Source organism: Hymenobacter actinosclerus (assembly GCF_900111515.1).
In the GTDB taxonomy this organism is placed as follows: Bacteria; Bacteroidota; Bacteroidia; order Cytophagales; family Hymenobacteraceae; genus Hymenobacter; species Hymenobacter actinosclerus.
Genome location: NZ_FOHS01000002.1, coordinates 659,389 through 683,311, shown reverse-complemented (window position 1 = coordinate 683,311; position 23,923 = coordinate 659,389). Strand labels below are relative to the sequence as shown.

The 23,923-nt window shown below is 61.9% G+C and carries 19 protein-coding genes; 10 read left to right on the top strand and 9 right to left on the bottom strand.

Going from position 1 to position 23,923, the window contains the following annotated elements; all coding sequences use genetic code 11:
• Positions 1 to 46 precede the first annotated feature (46 nt).
• From BMY67_RS09240 to BMY67_RS09225, 4 genes are all read left to right on the top strand, one after another.
• Entirely contained in the window at positions 47 to 1,300 is a 1,254-nt protein-coding gene (locus BMY67_RS09240; protein ID WP_143069759.1) for a hypothetical protein, read from the top strand.
• 260 nt (positions 1,301 to 1,560) lie between these two features.
• Entirely contained in the window at positions 1,561 to 2,193 is a 633-nt protein-coding gene (locus BMY67_RS09235; protein WP_092770715.1) for a NeuD/PglB/VioB family sugar acetyltransferase, read from the top strand.
• 108 nt (positions 2,194 to 2,301) lie between these two features.
• Positions 2,302 to 3,258 carry an oxygen-dependent tRNA uridine(34) hydroxylase TrhO gene (trhO, locus tag BMY67_RS09230; protein ID WP_092770713.1) on the top strand — a complete coding sequence of 319 codons (957 nt, stop codon included), beginning with the start codon at positions 2,302 to 2,304 and terminating at the stop codon, positions 3,256 to 3,258.
• 220 nt (positions 3,259 to 3,478) lie between these two features.
• Entirely contained in the window at positions 3,479 to 4,351 is an 873-nt protein-coding gene (locus BMY67_RS09225; protein WP_092770711.1) for a nucleoside phosphorylase, read from the top strand.
• A gap of 284 nt (positions 4,352 to 4,635) precedes the next feature.
• On the opposite strand, the gene BMY67_RS09220 is transcribed toward BMY67_RS09225, so the two are convergent.
• Positions 4,636 to 4,959, bottom strand: a complete 324-nt coding sequence (locus tag BMY67_RS09220) for a hypothetical protein (RefSeq protein WP_245744974.1) — start codon at positions 4,957 to 4,959, stop codon at positions 4,636 to 4,638.
• A 102-nt stretch (positions 4,960 to 5,061) separates the two neighbouring features.
• Entirely contained in the window at positions 5,062 to 6,090 is a 1,029-nt protein-coding gene (locus BMY67_RS09215; protein WP_092770707.1) for an acyl-CoA reductase, read from the bottom strand.
• 197 nt (positions 6,091 to 6,287) lie between these two features.
• On the opposite strand from BMY67_RS09215, the gene BMY67_RS09210 reads away from it, so the two are divergent.
• Positions 6,288 to 6,641: a 4Fe-4S binding protein gene (locus BMY67_RS09210; protein ID WP_092770705.1), complete on the top strand. Its 354-nt coding sequence runs from the start codon at positions 6,288 to 6,290 to the stop codon at positions 6,639 to 6,641.
• A gap of 76 nt (positions 6,642 to 6,717) precedes the next feature.
• Here the strand turns inward: BMY67_RS09210 and BMY67_RS09205 are convergent, their stop codons facing one another.
• From BMY67_RS09205 to BMY67_RS09195, 3 genes are all read right to left on the bottom strand, one after another.
• Complete coding sequence (locus BMY67_RS09205) at positions 6,718 to 7,104, bottom strand: GxxExxY protein (RefSeq protein ID WP_092770703.1); 387 nt, start codon at positions 7,102 to 7,104, stop codon at positions 6,718 to 6,720.
• A gap of 131 nt (positions 7,105 to 7,235) precedes the next feature.
• A complete protein-coding gene (locus BMY67_RS09200) occupies positions 7,236 to 8,399 on the bottom strand; it encodes an N-acetyl sugar amidotransferase (RefSeq protein ID WP_092770701.1) in 1,164 nt (387 codons plus the stop codon).
• Positions 8,400 to 8,451: 52 nt separating this feature from the next.
• Positions 8,452 to 9,393 (bottom strand): carbon-nitrogen hydrolase family protein, encoded by a 942-nt coding sequence (locus BMY67_RS09195; RefSeq protein ID WP_092770699.1) that lies wholly within the window; start codon positions 9,391 to 9,393, stop codon positions 8,452 to 8,454.
• A gap of 240 nt (positions 9,394 to 9,633) precedes the next feature.
• On the opposite strand from BMY67_RS09195, the gene BMY67_RS09190 reads away from it, so the two are divergent.
• From BMY67_RS09190 to BMY67_RS09175, 4 genes are all read left to right on the top strand, one after another.
• The gene (locus BMY67_RS09190) at positions 9,634 to 12,327 is read left to right on the top strand and encodes a valine--tRNA ligase (RefSeq protein ID WP_092770697.1); all 2,694 of its coding nucleotides are present in this window, start codon (positions 9,634 to 9,636) and stop codon (positions 12,325 to 12,327) included.
• A gap of 138 nt (positions 12,328 to 12,465) precedes the next feature.
• Positions 12,466 to 14,298, top strand: a complete 1,833-nt coding sequence (locus BMY67_RS09185; RefSeq protein ID WP_177189760.1) for a tetratricopeptide repeat-containing sensor histidine kinase — start codon at positions 12,466 to 12,468, stop codon at positions 14,296 to 14,298.
• A gap of 108 nt (positions 14,299 to 14,406) precedes the next feature.
• The gene (locus BMY67_RS09180) at positions 14,407 to 16,449 is read left to right on the top strand and encodes a S9 family peptidase (RefSeq protein WP_092770693.1); all 2,043 of its coding nucleotides are present in this window, start codon (positions 14,407 to 14,409) and stop codon (positions 16,447 to 16,449) included.
• A 112-nt stretch (positions 16,450 to 16,561) separates the two neighbouring features.
• Positions 16,562 to 19,096: a TonB-dependent receptor gene (locus tag BMY67_RS09175; RefSeq protein ID WP_092770690.1), complete on the top strand. Its 2,535-nt coding sequence runs from the start codon at positions 16,562 to 16,564 to the stop codon at positions 19,094 to 19,096.
• Positions 19,097 to 19,212: 116 nt separating this feature from the next.
• On the opposite strand, the gene BMY67_RS09170 is transcribed toward BMY67_RS09175, so the two are convergent.
• The 3 genes from BMY67_RS09170 to BMY67_RS09160 form a co-directional block, all read right to left on the bottom strand.
• Positions 19,213 to 19,416 carry a hypothetical protein gene (locus BMY67_RS09170; protein WP_092770688.1) on the bottom strand — a complete coding sequence of 68 codons (204 nt, stop codon included), beginning with the start codon at positions 19,414 to 19,416 and terminating at the stop codon, positions 19,213 to 19,215.
• Positions 19,417 to 19,589: 173 nt separating this feature from the next.
• On the bottom strand, positions 19,590 to 20,978 hold the full coding sequence (locus BMY67_RS09165) for a dihydrolipoamide acetyltransferase family protein (protein WP_092770686.1): 1,389 nt from the start codon (positions 20,976 to 20,978) through the stop codon (positions 19,590 to 19,592).
• Between the two features lie 224 nt (positions 20,979 to 21,202).
• Positions 21,203 to 22,453 carry a competence/damage-inducible protein A gene (locus BMY67_RS09160; protein WP_092770684.1) on the bottom strand — a complete coding sequence of 417 codons (1,251 nt, stop codon included), beginning with the start codon at positions 22,451 to 22,453 and terminating at the stop codon, positions 21,203 to 21,205.
• Between the two features lie 174 nt (positions 22,454 to 22,627).
• Here BMY67_RS09160 and BMY67_RS09155 point away from each other — a divergent pair, with 174 nt between their 5' ends.
• Positions 22,628 to 23,386, top strand: coding sequence for a DUF4197 domain-containing protein (locus BMY67_RS09155; RefSeq protein ID WP_092771655.1), 759 nt, complete (start codon positions 22,628 to 22,630; stop codon positions 23,384 to 23,386).
• A gap of 155 nt (positions 23,387 to 23,541) precedes the next feature.
• On the opposite strand, the gene BMY67_RS09150 is transcribed toward BMY67_RS09155, so the two are convergent.
• Entirely contained in the window at positions 23,542 to 23,901 is a 360-nt protein-coding gene (locus tag BMY67_RS09150) for a hypothetical protein (protein ID WP_092770682.1), read from the bottom strand.
• Between the last annotated feature and the right edge of the window lie 22 nt (positions 23,902 to 23,923).

The following is a 23,923-nucleotide window of genomic DNA, read 5'->3' as shown; positions in this document are numbered from 1 at the left end:
TGCAGCTTGCGGCTTGTAGCTTGCGGCTTGTAGCTTGCGGCTCAAAATGAAAATTCTCCTTGCCCTGTTGCTGAATGCCGGCCTGCTTTGGCTGCTGTGGCGGTGGCTGCCCCGGGCGCGGCAGCTGCCGCAGGTGGGCCGTTGGGTGCTGCCCACGCTGGTGCTGAAGCTGGGGGCTATGGCTCTCACGCTGGTGGCCCTTACCGAGGACGCAGTGTATTTCCTGGACTGGAGCCGTCGCATGACCGAGCAGCTGTGGCAGGCGCCCGGCCAGTGGCTGCAGATGCTTCCGACCGAAGAGTTTCATTGGCGCGGCGCGGCGCTGGTATTCCACGGCTTCTCCAACACGCTTTTTCTGGTCAAGCTGCTGTCGGTGCTGAACCTAGCCAGCCTGGGCAGTGCCGGGCTGAACGCGCTGTACCTGTCAGTATTCAGCTTTATAGGAAGCTGGGAGCTGGTGCGGCAGCTGCGGCGGCTGTGGCCCGAGGCCGTGCCGCTGGCGGGGGTAGGGGCCTTTCTGCTCTGGCCCACGGTGGTGTACTGGAGCTCGGGCCTGACCAAGGAAAGCCTGCTGGTGGGCAGCGGGGCGCTGGTGCTGGCCGCCGCGCTACGGCTGGCTTATGGGCCACCCGTGGGCCGGGCCTGGGCGGTGGCAGGACTGCTGGCGGCCGCGTTGCTGCACTTCAAGATGCGCTACTTCTTCGCCGTGGTGCTGTTTGGGGTGCTGGCCGGACTGGGGCTGATTCGGGTGATGCAGCAGTTGGGGCTGGCCCGCAACCGGCTGGTGCAGGTGGCGCTGCTGCTGGGGCTGCTGGCTGGCGGGGCCTGGGCGGCCGGGGAGGTGAACACCTTGTTTCGGCCCAACAAATTCACCTCCCAGCTCCAGCGCAACTACACCGGCCTGCTGCGCGTGTCGGCCGACCGGCCCCATCTGCGCTACCCCCACCTGCAGCCCACCACCGCCAGCGCGGTGCGCCACGCGCCGCTGGCCGCCTTCAACACGCTGGCGAGGCCCTGGCCCTGGGAGGGCGACTCGGTGCGCTACGTAGCGGCCGGCCTCGAAAACCTGCTGCTACTGGCGCTGCTGGGCGTGGCCCTGGTAGCCGTAGCGCGGGGCCGGGCCGGCCAGTTGCCGTTTGCCCTGGTACTGGCGCTGCTGCTCTATTGCCTGCTACTGGCCGCGCTGCTGGGTCTTACTACGCCCAACCTGGGCACGCTCAGCCGCTACCGCATCACGTTCCTGCCGTTTCTGCTGCTGCTCCTACTCCAAAACGACTACGTGCGCCGCTGGCTGAAGTGAGTTGCCGGTGGTCAGTGGTCAGTTGCCAGTTGCCAGGATAACAGAACGTCATGCTGAGCTTGCCGAAGCATCTCGCGTGCTGACGTTGCCAAAGTAGACCAGACGACGGGATTAGCATTGCACGCGAGATGCTTCGGCAAGCTCAGCATGACGTTCTGTTATCCTGACAACTGGCAACTGGCAACTGACATCTCATCCCGTATCTTTGCTGTTTCGATTTCAATTCTTCTCCGGCCGCCCCGCGGCCGTTTTTTCATAGTATGGAAAATCCTGTAATCATTCTCGGCGCCCAGGCCGTCGGCACGGCCGCCCTCGATGCCTTCCAAAGCAACGATGTAGTGGTATACTGCCTGCTCGACGACGATGCTGCCCTGCAGCAGACCGAGCTCAATGACGTGCCCGTGATGGGCAATACCGACGACAAGGAGCTGCTGAAGCTGCTGGGCAAGAAGTGCGAGGTATTCGTGGCGACCGAAGACACCGCCAGCCGCCGCAGCCTCACCAACATGCTGCGCGAAGAGTACAGCGTGGCCCCCGTCAATGCCATCCACGAGCGGGCCAGCGTTTCGGCCCACGCTTGGCTGGGCCACGGCAACATGGTGGGCGCCAACGCCGTGGTAGCCGGCACCGCCCGCCTCGGCGACGGCTGCATTCTGGGAGCCAATGCCGTAGTCGATGTAAAGGTCGAAATGGCCGACTATGCCCAGCTCGGGGCCGGCGCCATTCTTAACGCCGGCGTTTCGGTGGGCGAGCAGGCGTTCATCGGGGCCGGCGCGGTCGTGGTGGCCGGCGTCAAAATCGGGGCCAAAGCCCGGGTAGGGGCGGGCTCGGTGGTGGTGGCCGATGTGGCCGCGGGCCAGACGGTGTTCGGTAACCCTGCGGCTAAGGTTTAATTTACAGACATGAGACGGTGAGACATGAGAGGTGAGATAAGTGACTGCCTATCTGAGCGGCTATCTGACTCACTTCCCCTATCTCATGGTTTCACATCTCCACAAAGAATGGATTACCTCGTTCTGCTTTACTACTGCTACACGCCGCTGGAGAATCCCGAGCAGTTTCGGGAGGAGCACCACCGGCTGTGCCTGCAGCTGAATTTGCTGGGCCGCATCATTGTAGCCCCCGAGGGCCTCAACGGCACCGTGTCGGGCCGCCGGGCCGACTGTGCGGAGTACATGCGGCTGGTAAAGGCCGACCCGCGCTTTGCCGCTCTGGAGTTCAAGGTGGAGGAAGCCCCGGAGCACACCTTCCGTAAGCTGCACGTGCGCGTGAAGCCCGAAATTGTGCACGTCGGCCTGCCCGCCATCCGGCCCTATGAGCGCACCGGCGTGCACCTCTCGCCCCAGCAGTTCCGCGAGCTGAAGGACCAGCCCGATGTGGTGGTGCTCGACGTGCGCTCCGACTACGAGCACCGCCTGGGCCGCTTCAAGAATGCCGTAACGCTCGATATCGAGAACTTCCGCGAGTTCCCGGACAAAGTGGCCGAGCTGGCGCAGTACAAGGACAAGAAAATCCTGACTTACTGCACCGGCGGCATCAAGTGCGAAAAGGCCAGCGCTTTTCTGCTCGACCAGGGTTTCGATAACGTGTACCAGCTGCACGGCGGCATTATCAAGTACGGGCTGGAGGCCGGGGGCGAGGATTTCGAGGGCAAGTGCTACGTGTTCGATGGCCGCGTGGCCGTCGACGTGAACACCGTCAACCCCAGCATCGTCAGCCAGTGCCAGCACTGCCGCACGCCCTCCGACCGGATGGTGAACTGCGCCAACCCGCACTGCAATGCCCACGTGCCGCTCTGCGAGGCCTGCGCCGAGCAACTGGCCGGCGCCTGCTCGCCCACCTGCCAGACCCACCCCGCCAAGCGCCCCTACGACGGCACCGGCACCTACCCCAAACTCAGCAACCACTACAGCCCCGAACAGGGCCTGGTTTCTTATAAAAGAAGTTATGAATTATAATTATGAATTATGAATTATGAATTATGAATTATGAATTATGAATTATGAATTATGAATTATGAATTATGAATTATGAATTATGAATTATGAATTTTATTTAAAAACCTGAGTCTCACCTTTAATCTCATTCAATCAGAATTGTGGAGGAGGAATTATATAATTCGGTCTAAGTAGGGTCGAAATTCATAATTCATAATTCATAATTCATAATTCTCTTCCCATGCCCATCGCCGAATCAGAATTCATTCTCAACAAAGACGGCAGCGTTTACCACCTCAACCTGCTGCCCGACCATATTTCTGACACCATTATCACCGTCGGCGACCCCGAGCGGGTGCCCAGCGTAAGCGAGCATTTCGATTCTATCGAAACCAAGATTCACAAGCGCGAATTCGTGACCCACGTGGGCTACTACAAGGGCAAGCGCATTGCCGTTATCAGCACCGGCATGGGTACCGATAATATCGATATTCTGATGAATGAGCTCGATGCGCTGGTCAACATCGACTTCATGACCCGCGAGGTGCGGCCCCAGGCCGAGCACATCAGCCTGCGCATTGTGCGGGTGGGCACCAGCGGCTCGTTGCAGGCTGATGTGCCGGTGGGCTCGTTGCTGGCCTCCGAGCACGCTGTGGGCCTCGATTCCCTCATGCAGTTCTATCCGCTGGTAGAAACCGGCCTGGAGGTAGAAGTAGCCCAGGGCATCCAGCAGGCCCTGCAGCTGCCCTACCGCCCGTACTGCGTGCGGGGCTCCGATTTGCTGCGCGAGCAGATCGGCCATGATATGATTATGGGCAATACGCTCACCTGCCCCGGTTTCTATGGCCCCCAGGGCCGGGTGCTGCGCCTCGATCTGCGCCTGCCCCACCTCATTGAGGCCTACCAGAACTACCGCTACCAGAGCGCCGAGGGCGAGTTCCGGCTCACCAACTTCGAGATGGAAACGGCCGGCTACTACTCGCTGGGCCGCATGCTGGGCCACGAGGTGCTCTCGCTCAACGCCATCGTGGCCAACCGCGCCACCGGCGAGTTTGCCACCAACGCCGACCAGATTGTGGGCGACCTGATCCAGAAAACCCTCGACCGGCTCTAGGATCACAGGTAAGCACGGATTTCAACAGATTTAGCTCCGCTGTCCTTCGGCTCACGGATTTTGTAGACGGAAAAAAGGGGCGCAGCCATGGCTGCGCCCCTTTTTTCTTGTGGGCTGGTGGTGCCACAGGGCGTTGCTGGAAGCCGGTTTCGGCGAGCCGGGAGATAGGGTGAGTAAACAGATGAGCGGGGTGAAGTAATGCAAATGCAAAAGTCCCGTTTTCTCTGCCAGAGAGAAAGCGGGACCTAGTTGGATGACGGTTGGGCTAACGGCTGGCTGAGGGCCTAATAGAAGTCGAAGCCCAATACTGAGCGCAGCGGGAGGGAGGCGCCGGCTTTGAGGGTCAGAAAGTCGGCATCGGTGGCCCACACGGTCGTTTGCACGCGTTTGGTAGTGCCATCGGCCGTCTGGAAATAGATGTCAACTTTGCCGTGGTAGCCATTACCCAGCGTGGTGGCACGCTCGGCCGAGTAGCGTCGTATCTGCCGGTCGGCCACTGCGGGTAGCACGTCTTCGGTGGCGAAGCGACAGTTACGCAAAGATTCCTTGGTAACGGTTTCGGCGTTTTGTTTCATCTCGAACATGGCCCGGATAGTTTGTTGGAACAAGGGTTAAGATAAGCGGATGATTTGCCAACTGCAATTCCTCAAACCCAAATTTCAAGCCAGTCCAGCCGGCCCACCGTGCAGACTGGTCGGACGCCAACCCGGCTACCCCAGGTCGGCCAGGAAGGCCATGGTGTCTACGCCGTCGGCGTAGTCGGCCAGGGCGGGGTGCTGGGCCTGGCCAAACGCGAACGAGCCCGGGTAATGCCCACCGCCCGAGACGAGACACTGGGTCTGGGCCGCCACATCGGTGAGCTGATCGACCAGATCGACCTCACTGGTATACGTGCTGTAGTGCAGCACCGAGATGGGCGACACGAGCCGGGCGCTTTCGGTGAGCAGCAGGAAACCCGAGTCGAGGTGGGGCACGGCATTAACGAGCATAATGCTCTTGTTGTAGTCGTAGTTGTTCTGGTAGCGGTGGTGGCCCAGCACGTGGTGCCAGGGCTGCAGGGCATCGAGCAGCAGCGGGAAGCTGTAGCCGGCGGGGGCGTACACCTTGCTCACGTTGCGGCACCCTAGGCCGTAGTAGCGGAAAATATCGGCACCCAGCAACCCCAGCTCGTGGGGCGTTTCGCGGCCCGTAAGTACGGCCAGACTGGTGCGGTTGCGCCGGATGATATGGGGCTTCTTGCCGAAGTAGTACTCGAAGTAGCGGGCCGTATTATCAGAACCGGTGGCAATGAACGCATCGGCGGCGTTGAGGCGCTCGGCCAGCTGCACGGCAGTGGCGAAGCGCGGTTCGAGGCGCGTCAGCTCGTTTAGCACCCAGCGCATGAGCACCGTATCGTCGGAGCTGAGCTTGGCCAGCAGGTGATGGCCGCTGAGCAGTACGCACAGCGCGTCGTGGAAGCCGACCAGCGGGATGTTGCCGGCCATTACCACGCCCACCACCCGGGGGGCCGGGTCGGGCTCGGGGCGGTAGCGGCCGGCCCACTGGCGCAGGGGCTGCTCGCGCAGCAGCTCGGCAATGCCTTCGAGGGCCGCGCGCACATTGGGCTCATCAAACCAGGCGTTGTTGTTACGGGCCCGGATGCAAAGCTCCATCAGCTCTTCGGCCTGAGCGGGGGCGAGCAAAGCGGTGAGGCGCTGGCCCAGGGCCACAAAAGCGGCAAGGCGGTCGGCGTGGGTCATGTATAGAAAGCTGAAAAGGCGAAGGAGAAGGGCAGCCCGAGCTGCCGACGAATGAAAACAATATCGGTGGCCCGAAATTACATACCATATACGTAGGGGTGTTCGGCGAATGCCTACTTTTGCCTTTTCGTATCCTGCCTGCGGCCGCTTACGTACCCTACTTACCCGATTTTCTCTCCCTAACGACTCCCGAGGCTATGGCCATCATGATAACCGACGAGTGCATCAACTGTGGTGCCTGCGAACCGGAATGCCCCAACACCGCTATTTACGAGGGCGGCGCCGCCTGGCGCTGGGCCGACGGCACTACCCTGAAAGACGTGCAGCTCGACGGCGGCCAGACCGTATCGGGCGTAGCGCCCCAAACCCCCGTTTCCGACGAGTACTACTACATCGTGTCGGATAAGTGCACCGAATGCGTCGGCTTCCACGAGGAGCCCCAGTGCGCCGCCGTCTGCCCCGTCGACTGCTGCGTAGACGACCCCGACTACCGCGAATCGCAGGAAAAGCTGCTAGCCAAACAGCAGTGGCTGCACAAGATCACGGATTAGCACGGATTTTAGCGGATTTCACGGATTTTGTAGACGGCTCCTGGCAACGGGGGCCGTTTGTTTTTTACTGGCAGGACTAATGCGGCGGGTTGTGTAAGAAGCGCTTGAATTTCAAACTTGCTTCTCCAAAGTTTATGAGCAGCGCCACTTCCAACCGGTATGCCTTCAGGTAATTTATTATTTGGGCGTGGTGGGCTTCTGTTATCTCATTCACTGCCTTCAGTTCGACTAAAACATGCTCTTCAACCAGAAAATCAGCTCTTCTCGATCCTATATTTATCTGCTTGTAGAAGACCGGCAGGTTTATTTCTCCTTGAAATTTTAGGTTTGCCTGCTTCAATTCAACAGCTAAGCTACGCTGATAAATCACCTCTGGAAAACCACTGCCCAATTCTGTATGAACCCGCATTGCACAGCCTATTATAGCTTTTGTCAGCTCGGTATAACGATTATCTAGCAGCATAATGGCAAATGGCTTTTGGCAATTCTTGAAAGTAAACAAACTACGACTACCAGTAAAAAACAAACGGCCCCCGTTGCCAGGAGCCGTCTACAAAATTCGTGAAATCCGCTAAAATCCGTGCTAATCCGTGATCAGCTGCCGCAGTTGAAGTACTTGTCGTGGGCCGATTCGGGGATGAGGCGGAACTGGCTGAGCAGCTTGATGGGCCAGCGCAGGCGGCGGATGAGCGCGTAATTGTTGGGGTAGGAGCGGAAGGTAGTAGGGGGCGTGGCCACAATTTTCTCGAACTCCTCGCGGCTCAGGCCCAGGCGCTTGATACAAAGGCTGATGACCTTTTCATCTTCGATAGAGTTGACATGGCGCACCTTTTCCAGCGCCTCCGTCCGGAGCATCTGGCCCGAGCGTACGAGGGCCGAGTAGTTGAACAGCCGCCGGTCGATGTTGAATTTGGTGCGGTTGAGGTAGTAGATGACGCTCTGGTACAGATCGTCGAAGTAGTGGGCGCCGGGGTTCACCCAGTCCAGTTCCTTTTGCAGCAACGCATCCACGTCAGCGCGTACGTAATCGACGTGGTAGAGCAGCGTAACGGTTTTGATGCGGCGGATGAAGGCGTAGTAGAACATTTCCTTCACATCCAGGTGAAAGCCCGGATCAGCGGCTTTCCAGGGGCGTAGCGGCACCGTGCCGAACTGCTTGTGTACCGCCTTCAGGTACTTGCCGTCGAGGTAGTTCCAGCTCAGGGGGGCAATGCCCTCAGTGCGAAACGACTGTCCGATGATGATGCGCTGAATGCCTTCCTTGGCCGCCACCCCGTAGAGGGCCGTGGCAATGCCTACGTCGGTGCCCTCTTCCATATCGGGCACGGAGGCCTTTAAAAAGGCAATTTTGAGGTCCTTGGACTCGCGCCAGTCGGAGGTGATGGTGCGCATTTCCACGCCCAGCTTCTGGCAGGCCTTGGTCATGTTCTCGCCCGCTATGGGGTTGCCGAAGCCGTCGTTGAAGTGCACGGCCAGCGGCCGCAGGCCCAGCTTTTCGACGCAATACCAGAGCGTGAATGAGGAGTCGCGGCCCCCGCTCACGCCCAGTACGCAGTCGTAGCGCTTGCCCCGGCCCAGGCGTTTCATATCGGCCGCCAGCGCCTGCACATGCCGTTCGCCGGCTTCGCCTAAGGGGCAGGCGCGGTCCATTTTGTCATGCAACAGGCAAAAATTGCACTCGCCTCGGGCATCGAAGTTGATGCCGGGTACGGTAGTGTCCATGATGCAACGGTTGCATTGCTGGTAATAGTCGGCCATTCAGAACGAGATAGAAGAAACGGAAAAGCAGGGCGGCTGTGAAGTTCGGGGCCTATTTGGCGGGCAGCTCATCGAACCGAAAACCCCGGCGGGCCAGCATCTGTCCGATTTGGGTGCCCTGCTCGGCGCGCACCGGCCGGGGCAAATCGGCCACCACGAGCTGGCCGGCAAATTCGTTGAAAACCCCTTGGGCCCGGATGCCGCCCGCATCGACGGCCAGCGAGCAGCCGATGCTTTTCTTGCCCTCGTAGGGCCCCCCCACGATGTAGCCCACCGACGTAGTGCCCACGACGCTCACGTTATAAAGCTGCGCCAGAATGGAGTAAGGCTTGATCCACTTCTCGCTGTAGGGGTCGTGCTCCTCGGTAATAGAGAAATCGACGGTCCAGGAAGAAGGGGAAAGGATGAACTCGGCGCCCATGCGGGCCAGTGTGTGCCCGATGGCCAGGCCGTCGAGGAAGTTGTCGGCGCAGATGTTCACGCCGATTTTGCCCAGCGGCGTGTCCACCACGTTCAGCGTCTGGCCCACGGCGTAAAACGGAAACTCAACTTCGAGCAGGTTGATTTTGTGGTATTTGCAGATGATGTCGCCGGCCGGGGTGATGAGCAGCGCGGCGTTGTAGTTGCGGCCATCAGGCGCGCGCTCGGTCAGGCCGGCGCACACATATAGGCCGTGCTGGCGGGCGGCCTGGCAGAGGCGGTCGGAGTAGGAGCCGGGGATGGGCTGGGCCTCGGTCAGGGCGCTGGGGTGGGTCCAGGCGAAGTCGAGGGTTTCGGGCAGCAGTACCAGCTCGCAGCCCTGGGCGGCGGCATCGGCCACCATGCGCTCGGCCCGGGCGAGGTTGCGGTCCGGTTCGCCGCCTTCTACCAGCAGCTGACCCAGGCCCACGCGCAGGCTGCCGGCGAAAGTGGCAGCGGTAGCAGCTGGTGGGGCAACCGGCGGCAGTGGGGCGGGCTGCGGAACGGAGGGTTTACGACGCGAGAAAAAAGCCATGGGCAAGCAGTGGAAACACGGGAAGGGCAGTAGCAGGGCTTCGAGCAGACTTCTGCCAGAAGCGCTACAACCAGAAGCCCCACAACAAAAGGTGCTACCCCGGCTTCAAAAATAAACAATGAGCACCGATGCAGCGGCGCCGAGGGCCATAAAAAATACGCAGGGGCTACCCCGCTTCCGGCCCCGGCCCGAAATACCTACTTTTGCAGCCATATCTGCCCCCGAATTTTTCTCCGACCGATGTCCATCGCCAAAACCTATACGCCCGCCGACGTTGAAGCCAAATGGTACCAGCGCTGGCAGGAGCAGGGCTTTTTCAAAGCCAAAGCCAACCCCCGCAAGCAACCGTATTCGGTCGTGATTCCGCCGCCCAACGTAACGGGCGTGCTGCACATGGGCCACATGCTCAACAATACCATTCAGGACGTGCTGGTGCGCCGGGCCCGGATGCAGGGCTTCGAGGCCTGCTGGGTGCCCGGCACCGACCACGCCTCCATTGCCACCGAGGCCAAAGTGGTATCGTTGCTCAAAGAGCAGGGCATCGAGAAAAAGGACCTCACCCGCGAGCAATTCCTGGACCATGCCTTCGCCTGGAAGGAAAAATACGGCGGCATCATCCTCGAGCAGCTCAAGCAGCTGGGCGCCTCCTGCGACTGGGACCGGACCCGCTTCACCATGGAGCCCAAGCTGACCGAGGCAGTATTGCGCGTGTTCGTCGACCTGCACCAGAAAGGCCTCATCTACCGTGGTGTGCGCATGGTGAACTGGGACCCGCTGGGCCAAACCGCCATTTCCGACGAGGAAGTCATCCCGAAAGACGTGATGGCCAAGATGTACTATCTCAAATATGAGATAGTGGGAGCTGCAAGCTACAAGCCGCAAGCTGCAAGTCAGAACGAAAGCTTGTCGCTTGAAGCTGATAGCTTGCAGCTCATAATCGCCACTTCCCGGCCGGAAACCATTATGGCCGACGTGGCGGTGGCCGTGAACCCGAAGGATCCGCGCTACCAGCATTTGATTGGGCAGCGGGTGCGGATTCCGCTGCTGGGGCGCGACATTCCGGTGATTGGCGACGAGTACGTGAGCATCGATTTTGGCACCGGGGCGCTGAAGGTGACGCCGGCCCACGACCTCAACGACTACGAGCTGGGCGTGAAGCACAAGCTGCCCGTTATTGATATTCTGAATAACGATGGCACGCTCAATGAGCAGGCCAAGCTGTACGTGGGCCAGGACCGTTTCGCGGCCCGGCGCAACATTGTGAAGGACCTGGAAGAGGCCGGCCACCTGGTGAAGGTGGAGGAGTATGCCAGCATCGTGCAGACCTCGGAGCGCACCAAGGCCGTAATTGAGCCCAAGCTGAGCTTGCAGTGGTTCCTGAAAATGGAGCACCTGGCCAAACCCGCTTTGGAGGTGGTGGAAAACGACACCGTTCAGTTGCACCCGGCCAAGTTCAAGAACACCTACCGGGTGTGGATGGAGAACGTGCGCGACTGGTGCATCTCGCGCCAGCTCTGGTGGGGCCAGCAGATTCCGGCCTACTACCTGCCCGATGGCACCTACGTAGTGGCCCTCACGCCCGACGAGGCGCTGGCCCAGGCCCGCACCCAGCCCGGCAACGAGGCCCTGACCTTGGCCGATTTGCGCCAGGACGAGGACGTGCTAGATACCTGGTTTTCGTCGTGGCTGTGGCCGATTTCGGTGTTTGATGGGTTCGAGGACCCCGATAACGCCGACGTCAACTATTTCTACCCCACCAACGACCTGGTAACCGGCCCCGACATCCTGTTTTTCTGGGTGGCCCGCATGATTATGGCCGGCCTGGAGTTCCGCAAGGAAGTGCCGTTCAAAAACGTGTACCTGACCGGCATCGTGCGCGACGCCCAGGGCCGCAAGATGAGCAAGCAGCTCGGCAACTCGCCCGACCCGCTCGACCTGATTGCCCAGTTCGGGGCCGACGGCGTGCGCACCGGCATGCTGTTCTCGGCTCCGGCCGGCAACGATTTGCTCTATGATGAGAAGCTGGTGGAGCAGGGCCGCAACTTCAGCAACAAGCTCTGGAACGCGTTCCGCCTGATTAAGGGCTGGGAAGTGGATGCGGAGTTGCCCTTCGCCAACGACAAGGCCGTGGAGTGGTTCGGGGCGCGCCTGCAGGCCGCCATTGCCGAGGTGGATGAGCACTTCGAGAAGTTCCGGATTTCGGATGCGCTGATGACGGTGTATAAGCTGGTCTGGGACGACTACTGCTCCGTGTATCTGGAGATGATCAAGCCCGCCTACCAGGCCCCCATCGACCCCGAAACCCTGCGCCACACCAGCGCCTACCTCGAAACGCTGCTGCGCCTGCTGCACCCGTTCATGCCGTTTATCACGGAGGAAATCTGGCATGAGCTGAAGGCGCGCGGGCCCAAGGAGTACGTGTGCGTGGCCGCCTGGCCCAAGCCCCAGCCCGTGGCGGGTGCCGCTGCGCTGCTGGCCCGCATGGCCCAGGCGCTGGAAATCGTGGGCGGCGTGCGCACCATCCGCAACCAGAAGGGCCTGGGCCCCAACAAACCCCTCACGCTGGCCGCCAAAACCACCGACGCCGAGCTGCAAACCCTGCTGACGGACTACACGGGTATCATCCGCAAGCTGGCCGCCCTCACCGAGGTATCGGTGGTGGAGGCTGCCCCGGCCGCCGCCGTGGGCTTCGTGGCCGGCGGGGCCGAGTTCTTCGTGCCCCTGGAAGGGCAGATTGACCTCGGGGCCGAAAAGGAGCGCCTCACCAAGGAGCTGGACTACGCCCAGGGTTTCCGCGCCTCGGTGAGCAAAAAGCTCAGCAACGAGAAGTTCGTGGCCAACGCCAAACCCGAGCTGGTGGAGCGCGAGCGGCAGAAGCTGACCGATGCCGAAGCCCAGATTGCGGCGCTGCAGCAGCAGCTGGCAGGGCTGTAGGTTCGTCTGCTGAATAAGAATCGGGAATCAGCCGGCCGGTTGCTCGTTGAGCGGCCGGCCGGCCGTGTTTGGCGCGTATTTTAGATTGTTGAGCGAGCAAAGAGGTAATTATTGCCATAGTGCGATATATTCGAAGCGGTGAAAAGCTTCCTCCTCGTCTTGCTGTGTTGCCTGAGCCTGGCTGGTCCGGTCAGCGCGAACCAATCTACTGCCCAGGCCGACAGTCTGTTGCGGTTGCTGAAGGTCTCGCGGCCGGATACGAATCGGGTGAATCTGCTGATTCAGCTGGCCTGGGCCCGCACCGATGATAGTCCCTTGTCGGCCATCAGCTACGGGCAGCGGGGGCGTCAGCTGGCGCACGAGCTCCGGTTTCCGCGCGGCGAGTGCCGGACGCTGCTCATGCTGGGCTGGGCCTTTCTGCGGTCCGGCAACTACCCCACGGCCGTGCAGTCGATGCAGGCGGCGCGGCGCCTGGCCGAGCAGGTCAACTACCGCAGCGGCCAGGTACACGCCGATAACGGCATGGGCTATGCCCACCTGGAGCAGGGCAGCCCCCGGCTGGCATTGCGCTACCTTTTCCGGGCAGTGCGCCGGGCCGAAGCCCTGCACGATATGCCGCTGCTGACCCCCATTCCGGGCAATATCGGCCAGGCCTATCTGCAGCTGAACAAAACCGACTCGGCCCGCCACTATATAGAATGGGGCTACCGGCTCGATTTGCAGCAGCAGGACTGGCATAGCGAAATCGGCGACCTGGCACTGCTGGGCGACGTAGCTATGCAGAGCGGCCAGCCGCAGCAGGCGCGCACCTACTACCGGCGCTGCATCGAGCGGGCCCAGTACCGGCCTATCTCGTACGCGCTGTGCCAGGCCTGGCTGGGACTGGCCCGCGTGGCCAGTCAGCAAAACCAGCCCACCGAGGCACTGACGTATGCGCAGCGGGCGCTGGAGGCCAGCGAGCAGGGCGGGTACGCCCGCGGCATTCTTATTGCCAGCGAGGCGCTGGCCAACCAATACGAAGCCCGGGGCGACACGGCCCGCGCCTTTGCCCATCTGCGCCGGGCCAGCCAGACCAACAGCCGGCTTTTCAGCCTCAACCGCCTGGTGCAGGTGCAGGCGCTCGATTTTGGCGAGCAGCTGCGGCGGCAGGAACGGGGCGACGAGCGGCGCCAGCAGGAAGCGGAGCGGCGGCAGAATCTGCTGCTGGGCACCCTGCTGCTGCTGTTGCTGGGCTCCGGCGTAGGCTATCTGCTTATCAACCGCCAGCACCTGCGGCGGGAGGTGGCGCTGGTGCAGGACCGCCAGCAGCTGGAACGGCGCTACGCGGCCGAGATTATGCAGGTAGAGGAAAAGGAGCGCCGCCGGGTGGGGGCCGATCTGCACGACGGCGTGGGCCAGCTGCTGTGCGCGGCCCACATGAACCTGGCCGCCTTGCAGCAGCAGCTTCCCCTGGCCGAGCCGCAGCAGCAGTCGCTGCTGGCCACGGCCGTCGCCACCATCGACGAGTCGGTGCGCGAAATCCGGAGTATTTCGCACGGACTGGCCCCGGTGGCGCTGCTGGAGCGCGGCCTGGCACCGGCAGCGCAGCAACTGCTGAGCCGCCTGCGCTACTCGGACCCCGGGCTGGCGGTGCGCCTGCACACGGTCGGTTTGCCCGTGCCGGGGCTGTCGGTGGCGGCTCAGGCGCTGGTGTATCGTATTCTGCAGGAAGCCGTGCAGAACGTGCTGCGCCACGCCCAGGCCACGGAGCTAACCGTGCAGCTGCTGGGCACTGCCACCGACCTGACCATGATGGTGGAGGACAACGGCCTGGGCTTTGAGAACATAACCGATGGCCTGGGCATGCACAACATCCGCCTGCGGGCGCGCTACCTCAACGCTCAGTTGGAGTTTGATTCGGAGCCCGGCCACGGTACCACGCTCACGCTACGCGTGCCGTTGCAAACCCCACCGGCCGCGCCGGCGGCGTAACTTGCGGGTCCGTCCGGCAGTTTACCCCGCACCGGCCCCGTGCTGCTGCCGGGCGGCCCGTTGGCTGCTGCCGGCCCGGCTGGTTTCTTAACTTCGATTTTTGCTTCCATGTCTGTTCCTCCCATTGCGGCCATCAAGCCCCACCCGCTCGTTTCGCCTTTCGGCACCCGCACCGATAACTACTACTGGCTCAATGAGCGCGAAAACCCCGCGGTGCTCGACTACCTGAAGGCCGAAAACGCCTATTTCGACCAGCAGATGGCCCCGGCCAACGACCTGGATGAGCGGCTGTTTCAGGAAATGAAGGGCCGCATCCGCGAGCAGGACGAGTCGGTGCCCTACCGCGACAATGGCTATTTCTACTACGTGCGCTTCGTGGAAGGCGGCGAGTATCCGGTGTACTGCCGCAAGCCCGGCAGCCTCAAGGCCCCCGAAGAGGTGCTGCTCGACGGCAACGCCCTGGCCGAGGGCCAGGACTACTACCACATCGGCGGCCTGGAGGTGAGCGACGACAACCGCACGCTGGTCTACTCGGAGGACACGGTAAGCCGCCGCCTGTACACGCTGCGCTTCCGCGACCTTGAAACCGGGCAGCCCTACCCCGAAGCCCTGGCCAACACCAGCGGCAACGCCGTGTGGGCCACCGACAACCGCACCGTTTTCTACACCCGCAAAGACCCCGACACGCTGCTCGACTACCAGCTCTGGCGCCACACGCTGGGCACCGATCCGGCCGCCGATGAGCTGGTGTACGAGGAAGCCGACGCGGCCTTTTACCTGCACGTACACCGCTCGAAGTCGCGCGAGTACGTGTTTTTGAGCATCGGGAGCACCATGTCGTCGGAAGTGCGCTACCTGCGGGCCGATGCGCCGCGGGCGGAGATGCAAGTGTTTCTGGCCCGCGAGGATGACCACCTTTACGAAGTGGAGCACTTCGGGCCCGATTTCTACGTGCTTTCCAACGACCAGGCGCCCAATTTCCGGCTGCTGAAAACGCCCGTGGCCGACACCGCCAAAACGGCCTGGCAGGTGGTGATTCCGCACCGCGACGACGTGTTTCTGGAGAACATGGAGCTATTTCGCGAGTACCTGGTGCTGGGTGAGCGGCACGAGGGGCTGCTGCGGCTGCGCGTGATCCGCTGGGCCGACGGGCAGGAGCACTACCTCAACTTCGGCGAGCCCACCTACACGGCCGCCATCAGCATCAACCCCGAGTTCGATACGCCCGTGCTCCGCTACGGCTACTCTTCGCTCACCACGCCCACCTCTACCTTCGACTACGACATGGCCACCCGCACCCGTACGCTGCTCAAGGAGCAGACCGTGCTGGGCGGTTTTAGCAAGGAAGACTACGTAACCGAGCGCCAGTACGCCCCGGCCGCCGATGGCACGCTCATTCCGATGTCGATTGTTTACAAAAAGGGCTTCGAGAAGAATGGCCGCGCCCCGCTGCTGCAATACGCCTACGGCTCGTACGGCCTCTCGATGGACGCCACCTTCAGTGCCTCGCGCCTGAGCCTGCTCAACCGGGGCTTTGCCTACGTGATTTGCCACATCCGGGGCGGGCAGGAGCTGGGCCGGCACTGGTACGAAGGCGGCAAGAAGCTGGCGAAAATGAACACCTTCACCGATTTCACCGACTGCTCGCAGTACCTGATTGCGCAGCGTTACACCTCCGCCGACACATTGTTTGCTATGGGCGGTTCGGCCGGTGGGCTGCTGATGGGCGCCGTGCTCAACCAGCATCCCGAGCTCTACAAAGGCGTGGTGGCCGCCGTGCCCTTCGTGGACGTGGTAACGACCATGCTCGACGAAACAATTCCGCTGACCACCGGCGAGTACGATGAGTGGGGCAACCCCAACCAGCAGCAGTTCTACGACTACATGCTGTCGTACTCGCCCTACGACAACGTGCGCGCCCAGGCCTACCCCAACCTGCTCGTCACCACCGGCCTGCACGACTCGCAGGTGCAGTACTTCGAGCCCGCCAAGTGGGTGGCCAAGCTGCGGGCCACCAAAACCGACAACAACCTGCTGCTGCTGCACACCGACCTGAGCGCCGGCCACGGCGGGGCCTCGGGCCGCTTCCAGAGCCTGCGCGACACGGCCCGGCACTTTGCCTTCCTGCTGATGTTGCTGGGCGAGCGATAGAAGCGGAGACTTTTTCTTGCTGACTTTTCCTTGCGCGTGCCACTTGCGGCGCAAAGTTGTGTCTGTGCCTTAGTCCTCCGGATTTTGCGGGGGTCGTTTTTCTAATTCAAGAATGAAGAAGTACGCATTGCTGCTGGCCCTGGGTGGTTACGCAGCCACGGGGCTGGCCCAGGCCCCAACCGGCTCCGGCCGGCCCGCCGGGCAAATGCAGGCCGAACCCGGCACCGGGCGCGTGACCGGTACTGTCATTGACGCCGCCACCAGGCAGCCCGTGCCCTACGCCACGGTGGTGCTGCTAAGCCCCGCTACCGGCAAGCCCGTCGATGGCACTTCGGCCGATGAGAGCGGCAAGTTCAGCATTCCGCGGCTGCGGGCCGGCACCTACACGGTGCAGGTCAGCTTTATTGGCTACAAGAATTTCGAGAAGCCGGGCGTAGTCATCACCGAGGCCGGCAACACGCTCAACCTGGGCAGCCTGAGCATCGAAAGCACGGCCCAGGCCCTGAAGGAAGTGGTGGTAGAGGGCCAGCGCGCCCTGATCGAGGAGAAGGTAGACCGCACGGTGTACAACGCCGAAAAGGACGAAACCACCCGCGGCGGCGACGCCACCGATGTGCTGCGCCGCGTGCCCCTGCTCTCGGTCGACCTCGACGGCAACGTGAGTCTGCGCGGCTCCAGCAACATCCGGGTGCTCATCAACAACCGGCCCAGCACCATCTCGGCCAGCAGCATTGCCGACGCGCTCAAGCAGATTCCGGCCGACCAGATCAAGAGCGTGGAAGTCATTACCTCGCCCTCGGCCAAGTACGACGCCGAAGGCTCGGGCGGCATCATCAACATCGTCACCAAGCAAAACAACCTGCGCGGCTTCACGCTCGATACCCGCATCAGCGCCGGCTCGCGCAGCAGCAACCTGGGCCTGAGCGCGGCCTACCGCACCGGCAAAATGGGCTTCTCGTTCAATGCCGGGGGCCGCGGCCAGTACAACACGCCCGGCCGCTTCGAAAACGAGCAGCTCAGCTACCGCCTGCCCGCCAGCAACGACCCCGCCGAACGCACGGCCGTCAGCCGCTCGCTGCAGCAGGCCGATACGCGCCAGAACAACGTGTTCGGGCGTTACTCGCTGGGCTGGGACTACGAAATCAACAAGTACAACTTTGTGGCCGCCTCGGTGCAGCTGGGCCAGCGCGACGGCACCAGCTACCAGGACCACCTGCGCTCGAATACCACCTTCTTCCGGGCTCAGGGCGACACGGTAATCAGCAGCCTGCGCGATGTGAAGGTGCTCGACAACTCGATTACGCTGGATGCCACGCTCAGCTACACGCGCACCTTCGAAAAGCCGCGCCAGGAGTTCAGCGTGCTGGGCCAGTACAGCCGCAACGTGCGCACCAACAACTTCACCAACGCCATCCGCGAGGGCCGCGGCGAGGGCGACTTCCTGCGCAACATCAACGACAGCTACAACGAGGAGTACACGCTGCAGGCCGATTACGTAACGCCCATCAGGGAAAACCAGATTCTGGAATTCGGGGCCAAAGACATCATCCGTCGTGTGAACAGCGACTATACCACGCTGCTCAACGGGCAGCCCCAGGTGGGGCAGGGGCTCTCCAACATCTTCACCTACGACCAGAACGTAGCCGCCGCCTACGCCGCTTACACGCTCACGTTGCTGAAGAATTACACCTTCAAGCCCGGCGTCCGCTACGAGTACACCACCATCAACGCCGACTTCAAAAATGAGCAGCAGCGGGCCGCTTCCATTCCGTCGTACGGGGTGCTGGTGCCCAGCCTGAACCTCTCGCGCAAGCTGGCCAACGGCAACCTGGTAAAGGCAGCCTACAACCGCCGGATTCAGCGCCCGTCGCTGCAGTTCCTCAACCCCAACCGCCAGGCCTCCAACCCGCTCAACGTAACCATCGGTAATCCCGAGCTGCGGCCCGAGTACACCAACAACTACGAGCTGGCCTATAACACGTTTGTCAAGCAGACTTCGCTCAACTTCTCGGTGTTCGCCCGCAATACCACCGGCTCCATCCAGTCGGTGCGCACCACCAGCCTCGACACCATCATCACCCGTTTCCGCAACATCGGCACCGAAAATGCCTACGGCGGCAGCCTGAGCGCCAACGTCAACATCAACAAGAAATTTACGCTCAGCGGGGGCACCGACGTGTTCTACGCCGTGCTCGACAACAACTCTCCCGACCCCGTGCTGGCGGCCCGCAATACCGGCGTCGTCGTTAGTGGCCGCCTGATTGCCAGCTACACGTTCGAGAATGGCTGGGGCTTCCAGAGCTTCGCCTTCTACCGGGGCCGGCAGGTGCAATTGCAGGGCTACCAGGGCGGTTTCGGTATTTATAGCCTGAGTCTGAAAAAGGATTTCGCCGAGAAGCGCGGCTCGTTCGGCATCGGCGCCGACAACTTCTTCACGCCCGAGTTTAAAATCCGCAGCCGCGTCGAGTCGCCGGTGCTCGACCAGAACAGCGTGAACGTGCTGCGTCGTGCCGGCGTCCGCGTCAACCTAAGTTACCGCATCGGCAAGCTCACCACCGAGCAGCGCCCCCGCCGCCGCCGTGCCATCAGCAACGACGACCTGAAGGAAGGCGGCAGCACCACGCCCGACGCCGGCGGCCAGCAGTAAGCAAGCTGCCATTCCGACGAAACAGGAAGCCGGGGCAGGTCATTGAACAATGTAATTCGATGACCTGCCCCGGCTTCCTGTTTCGTCGGAATGGCAGCTTCTACTTCTCCCGCATTCTATTTCTCCCGCAAGCTGTCGGGCACGGGGCCGCGCTGGAGTTGGCTGAGCTTGTTCTGGAGCTGGAAGGTGACAATCTCGCAGTCGTGGAACCGCTGCTCAGACTGCTTCAGCGCAGTTTCGGTGTTGGTCAGGCGCTGGTATAGGAACAGGATGAGGCCAAGCGCAACCAACAGCGCCGCCAGGGGCAGGAATTTTTTCATGAGGAAGGATAATGTGTAAAAAGCCAAAACTGCGTTGGAGACAAGCGACCCAGCCAACGGCACCCAAAAGTAGGTTCTGACCATCAAAAAGGCCCCGCCGTGTAACCACAGCGGGGCCTTTTACATAAATTCTAAGACCTAAGACCTAAGACCTAAGACCTAAGACCTAAGACCTAAATGCTCGTGTTGGGGTCGAACTGCTCCAGGTAGTCGGCCACGCGGCGCACGAACATGCCGCCAAGTGAGCCGTCGACTACGCGGTGGTCGTAGCTGTGGCTCAGGAACATGAAGTGGCGCACGCCAATCAGGTCGCCCTGGGGCGTTTCAATCACGGCGGGCTTCTTCTTGATGGCGCCCACGGCCATGATGGCCACCTGCGGCTGCATGATGATGGGCGTGCCCATCACGTTGCCAAACGAGCCGACGTTGGACACGGTGTAGGTGCCGCCTTCCAGGTCTTCGGGCTTGAGCTTGTTGATGCGGGCGCGGTTGGCCAAATCGTTGAGCTTCTTGCTCAGGCCATTGAGGTTGAGCTGGTCGGCGTTGTGAATCACCGGCACGATGAGGTTGCCCGAGGGCAGGGCCACGGCCACGCCGATGTTGATGTCGCGCTTCTTGATGATGTAGTCGCCCTCAATAGAAACGTTGATGAGCGGGAAATCCTGGATGGCGCGGGCAATGGCCTGGATGAAGATGGGCGTGAAGGTGAGGTTTTCGCCCTCGCGCTTCTTGTAGGCATCCTTGTGCTTGTTGCGCCAGTTCACGATGTCGGTCACGTCGGCCTCCACGAAAGAGGTTACGTGGGGCGAAATGCGCTTCGAGTCGACCATGCGCTGGGCAATCATCTTGCGCATCCGGTCCATCTCAATCAGTTCCTGCCCGCCGCTGATGGAAGGCACGGCCTTGGTAGCAGCAGGAGCCGCGGCTGGCTTGGCAGCCGCGGGCTGCGCGGCCGGAGCCGGGGTGGCCGCCTGAGGCTGGGCAGCGGGGGCGCTGGCAGCAGCAGGAGCCGGGGCGGCCTGCGGAGCCAGGGCCTGCTTGCCGCCGGCTACGTAGTCAAGAATATCCTTTTTAGTTACGCGGCCCTCGCTGCCCGAGCCGGGCAGGTATTCCAGGTCGCCCATGCTGATGCCTTCCTCGCGGGCGATGCTGAGCACCAGCGGCGAGTAGAAGCGGCCGGCCTGGGGCTGGGCCGACCCGTTTACGGGGGCAGCTTCGGCGGGTACGTGAGGCACCTGGGCGGCGGCAGTAGCGGCGCCGTTGTCGGAGGCAGCGGGGGCGGCCGGAGCCGCGGCAGGAGCCGAAGCGCCGGCGTTGGCCGCGTCGGTTTCGATGACGGCGATGGGGGCGCCTACGGCCACTACCTGGCCTTCCTCCACTAAAATCTCCTGCAGAATGCCCGCGTGCAGGGCCGGCACTTCGGTATCAACCTTGTCGGTGGCCACTTCCAGCACTGATTCGTCCTGCTCAATGGCGTCGCCTACTTGTTTGAGCCATTTGAGAACGGTGCCTTCCATGATGGATTCGCCCATCTTGGGCATCGTCATTTCCATTCGTGCCATGCGGTCGGGGTAGTAATAAAGGTGGGGTGGGGTGGGGTTAGTAGTGCAAAGGTAACCAGAACTCGCAATGCACGGAATCTGGCGATTGATTGAGTGAGTAAGAACGTCATTCAGAGCGGCGCGAAGAATCTCGCGTGCCACAGTAGCCCTGTCGTTAAGGATTACTTTGGCACGCGAGATTCTTCGCGCCGCTCTGAATGACGTTCCCTGATCCACCCGTTCGCTCACTCAGCATCCGGCAAGCTCAGCCGCAGCAGGTTCAGGGCGCTGGTAGCGGTGAACTCCAGGTTGAGGGCCCGGCCGCGGTCGAAGCTGATTTGCTTCGTGACGGTGCGGTGGGCGTCGGCGTAGGCAACCCAGATCGTACCCACCGGCTTGTCAGGCGTACCGCCGTCGGGGCCGGCCACGCCGCTGGTGGCCAGGGCCACATCCACGCCCAGGCGGCGGCGCAGGCCTTCGGCCATTTCGGCTACCACGGCTTCGCTCACGGCCCCGTGGGCGGCCAGCGACTCGGCCCGCACGCCCAACTCCTGCATTTTCAGCTCATTGGAATACGCCACGATGCTGCCCTGGTAGTAGCGCGAGGCGCCGGGCACGCTGGTGAGGCGGTGGGCCAGCAGGCCGCCGGTGCAGCTCTCGGCCGTGCCCACGCTCAGGCCGCGCTCCAGCAGCAGCTGGCCCACGGCCTCTTCCAGCTTGATTTCGCCCTCGGCGAAGATGTGGGTGCCCAGCAAGCGGCGCAGCTCGGGCAGCAGGGCCTGCATGCGGGTCAGCAGGTCGGGCTGGCCGTCGTCCTGGCCCGTGAGGCGCAGGCGTACCCCGCCCAGGTAGGGCAGGTAGGCCAGCTTCACGTAGGGCGGCAGGGCGTTTTCCCAGTCCTCAATCTGCTGGGCCAGAAACGACTCACCCAGGCCCACCGTCTGCACTACCAGGTGCTCGATGGCGGGCGTGTGGAAGTGGGCGCGCAGGCGCGGCAGCACCTCGTGGGTCATCAGGTACTTCATTTCGTGGGGCACGCCGGGCATGCTCACGAACACCACGCCGTCGTCGTCGAACCACATGCCGGGCGCGGTGCCCACGGCATTGTGCAGCACCTGGCAGTTGGCGGGCACCAGGGCCTGCTGGCGGTTCACCTCCAGCATCGGGCGGTTATAGCGGGCAAAAATTCCCTCCACGTGGCGCAGCACGTTCTCGTCGAGCACCAGCTCAGTGCCAAAGTAGCGGGCCAGCACGTGCTTGGTCAAATCGTCTTTGGTGGGGCCCAGGCCACCGGTCATCAGCACTACGCGGGCCCGCTGCCGGGCCTGGTCGAGGGTAGCCACGATTTCGTCGGCCCGGTCGGATACGCTCGTAATCTGGCGTACGCGCAGGCCCAGTTTGCCCAACTCCTGGCCCATGAAGGCCGAATTGGTGTCGATAACCTGCCCGTAGAGCAGCTCATCGCCAATGGTCATAATCTCAACGTCGGGCACCATAGGGTAAAGTCAAAGGGAAAAAGTCAGAAGTAAAGGCCAGGCCGGGCGAAGGTAACGGACAAAACAGTGCCTGGCCGACGCCTAAAGCCGCTTAACTGCCCGCAGGTTTTCCTTTTGCCTTTGCTTTTGGTCCGGTTTGTGCAAAACCGACTGCACAACCGCTTCCTTTACGCCATGAACCACCGTTCTTTTCTCGCGTTGCCCCTGTTGCTGCTGGGCCTGCAATTGCCCGCCGCCGCCCAGTTCCGGCTGCCCAAGCTGGGCGAAATCTTCAAGAACCTGCCCGCGCAAACCGGCCCTACTATTCCTACTACCCGTCCCGGTGGCCTGAGCTCCGACGAAGCCGCCCGGGGCCTGAAGGAGGCGCTGTCCATCGGCATCAGCAAAGGAACCGACCAGGCTTCGAAAACCGATGGCTTCTACCTCAACCGCCTCATCCGCATCCCGTTTCCACCCGATGCCCAGCGCGTAGCCACCACGCTTCGCACCCTGGGCCTGGGCAGCCAGGTAGATAAGTTCGAGCTGACGCTGAACCGTGGCGCCGAGCAGGCCGCCCAGAGCGCCAAGCCCATCTTCCTGACAGCTATCAAAAGCCTGACGTTTAAGGATGTCTGGGGCATCCTCACAGGCGAGAAGGACGCCGCTACCAATTACCTCAAGCGCACCACTACTGAGCAGCTCACCACCGCATTCCGCCCCATTGTGCAGCGCAGCCTCGACCAGGTAGGTGCCACCAAATACTACACCGACCTGACAACCCGTTACAACCGCATCCCGCTGGTAACGCCCGTCCAGACCGACCTCAACCAGTACGCCACCGGCAAGGCCATCGACGGCCTGTTCACGCTCGTGGCCCAGGAGGAAGCCAACATCCGCGAAAATCCCGTGGCCCGCACCACCGAACTGCTCCGCCGCGTGTTCGGGCGAGGGTAGCAGGGAGTAAGTGAAAAAATAGAACGTCATTCTAAGCGGAGCGAAGAATCTCGCGTGCAATAGTAACTCCTTACGACAGGATTACTGTGGCACGCGAGATTCTTCGCTCCGCTCAGAATGACGTTCTTTTTCTAAGTCCCTAAGTCCCTAAGTCCCTAATCGTAATCCGAGTTGCGGCCGCTATTGCGCGACGAGCCGGAGGAGCCGTACTCGTCGTTTTCATCGTCGGAGAAGTCGTTGTCGTCCAGGTCGTCGAGGGAGGTGAACTTGCCGCTGCTTTCGGGGTCGTTGCCGGCTTCGGCCTCGTCGAACTCGTCCTCGCTCATGTTGGCCAGGTCCAGGGCCTCGTCGTGCGAGGAGCCGGTATCGCGCCACATCAGGTAATCGGCGTACTTGGCCGCCAGGCGCTCCTCGGCCGAGCCGTGGGTTTTGCTGCCCCCGGCCTTGGCGAAATTATCCAGGGCATCGTCGTCGCCAAAAAGGTCGTCGTCGTCGAAGTCGTCGTGCTGTGTCATGGCCTTGTCAGGGGCGGTAAAG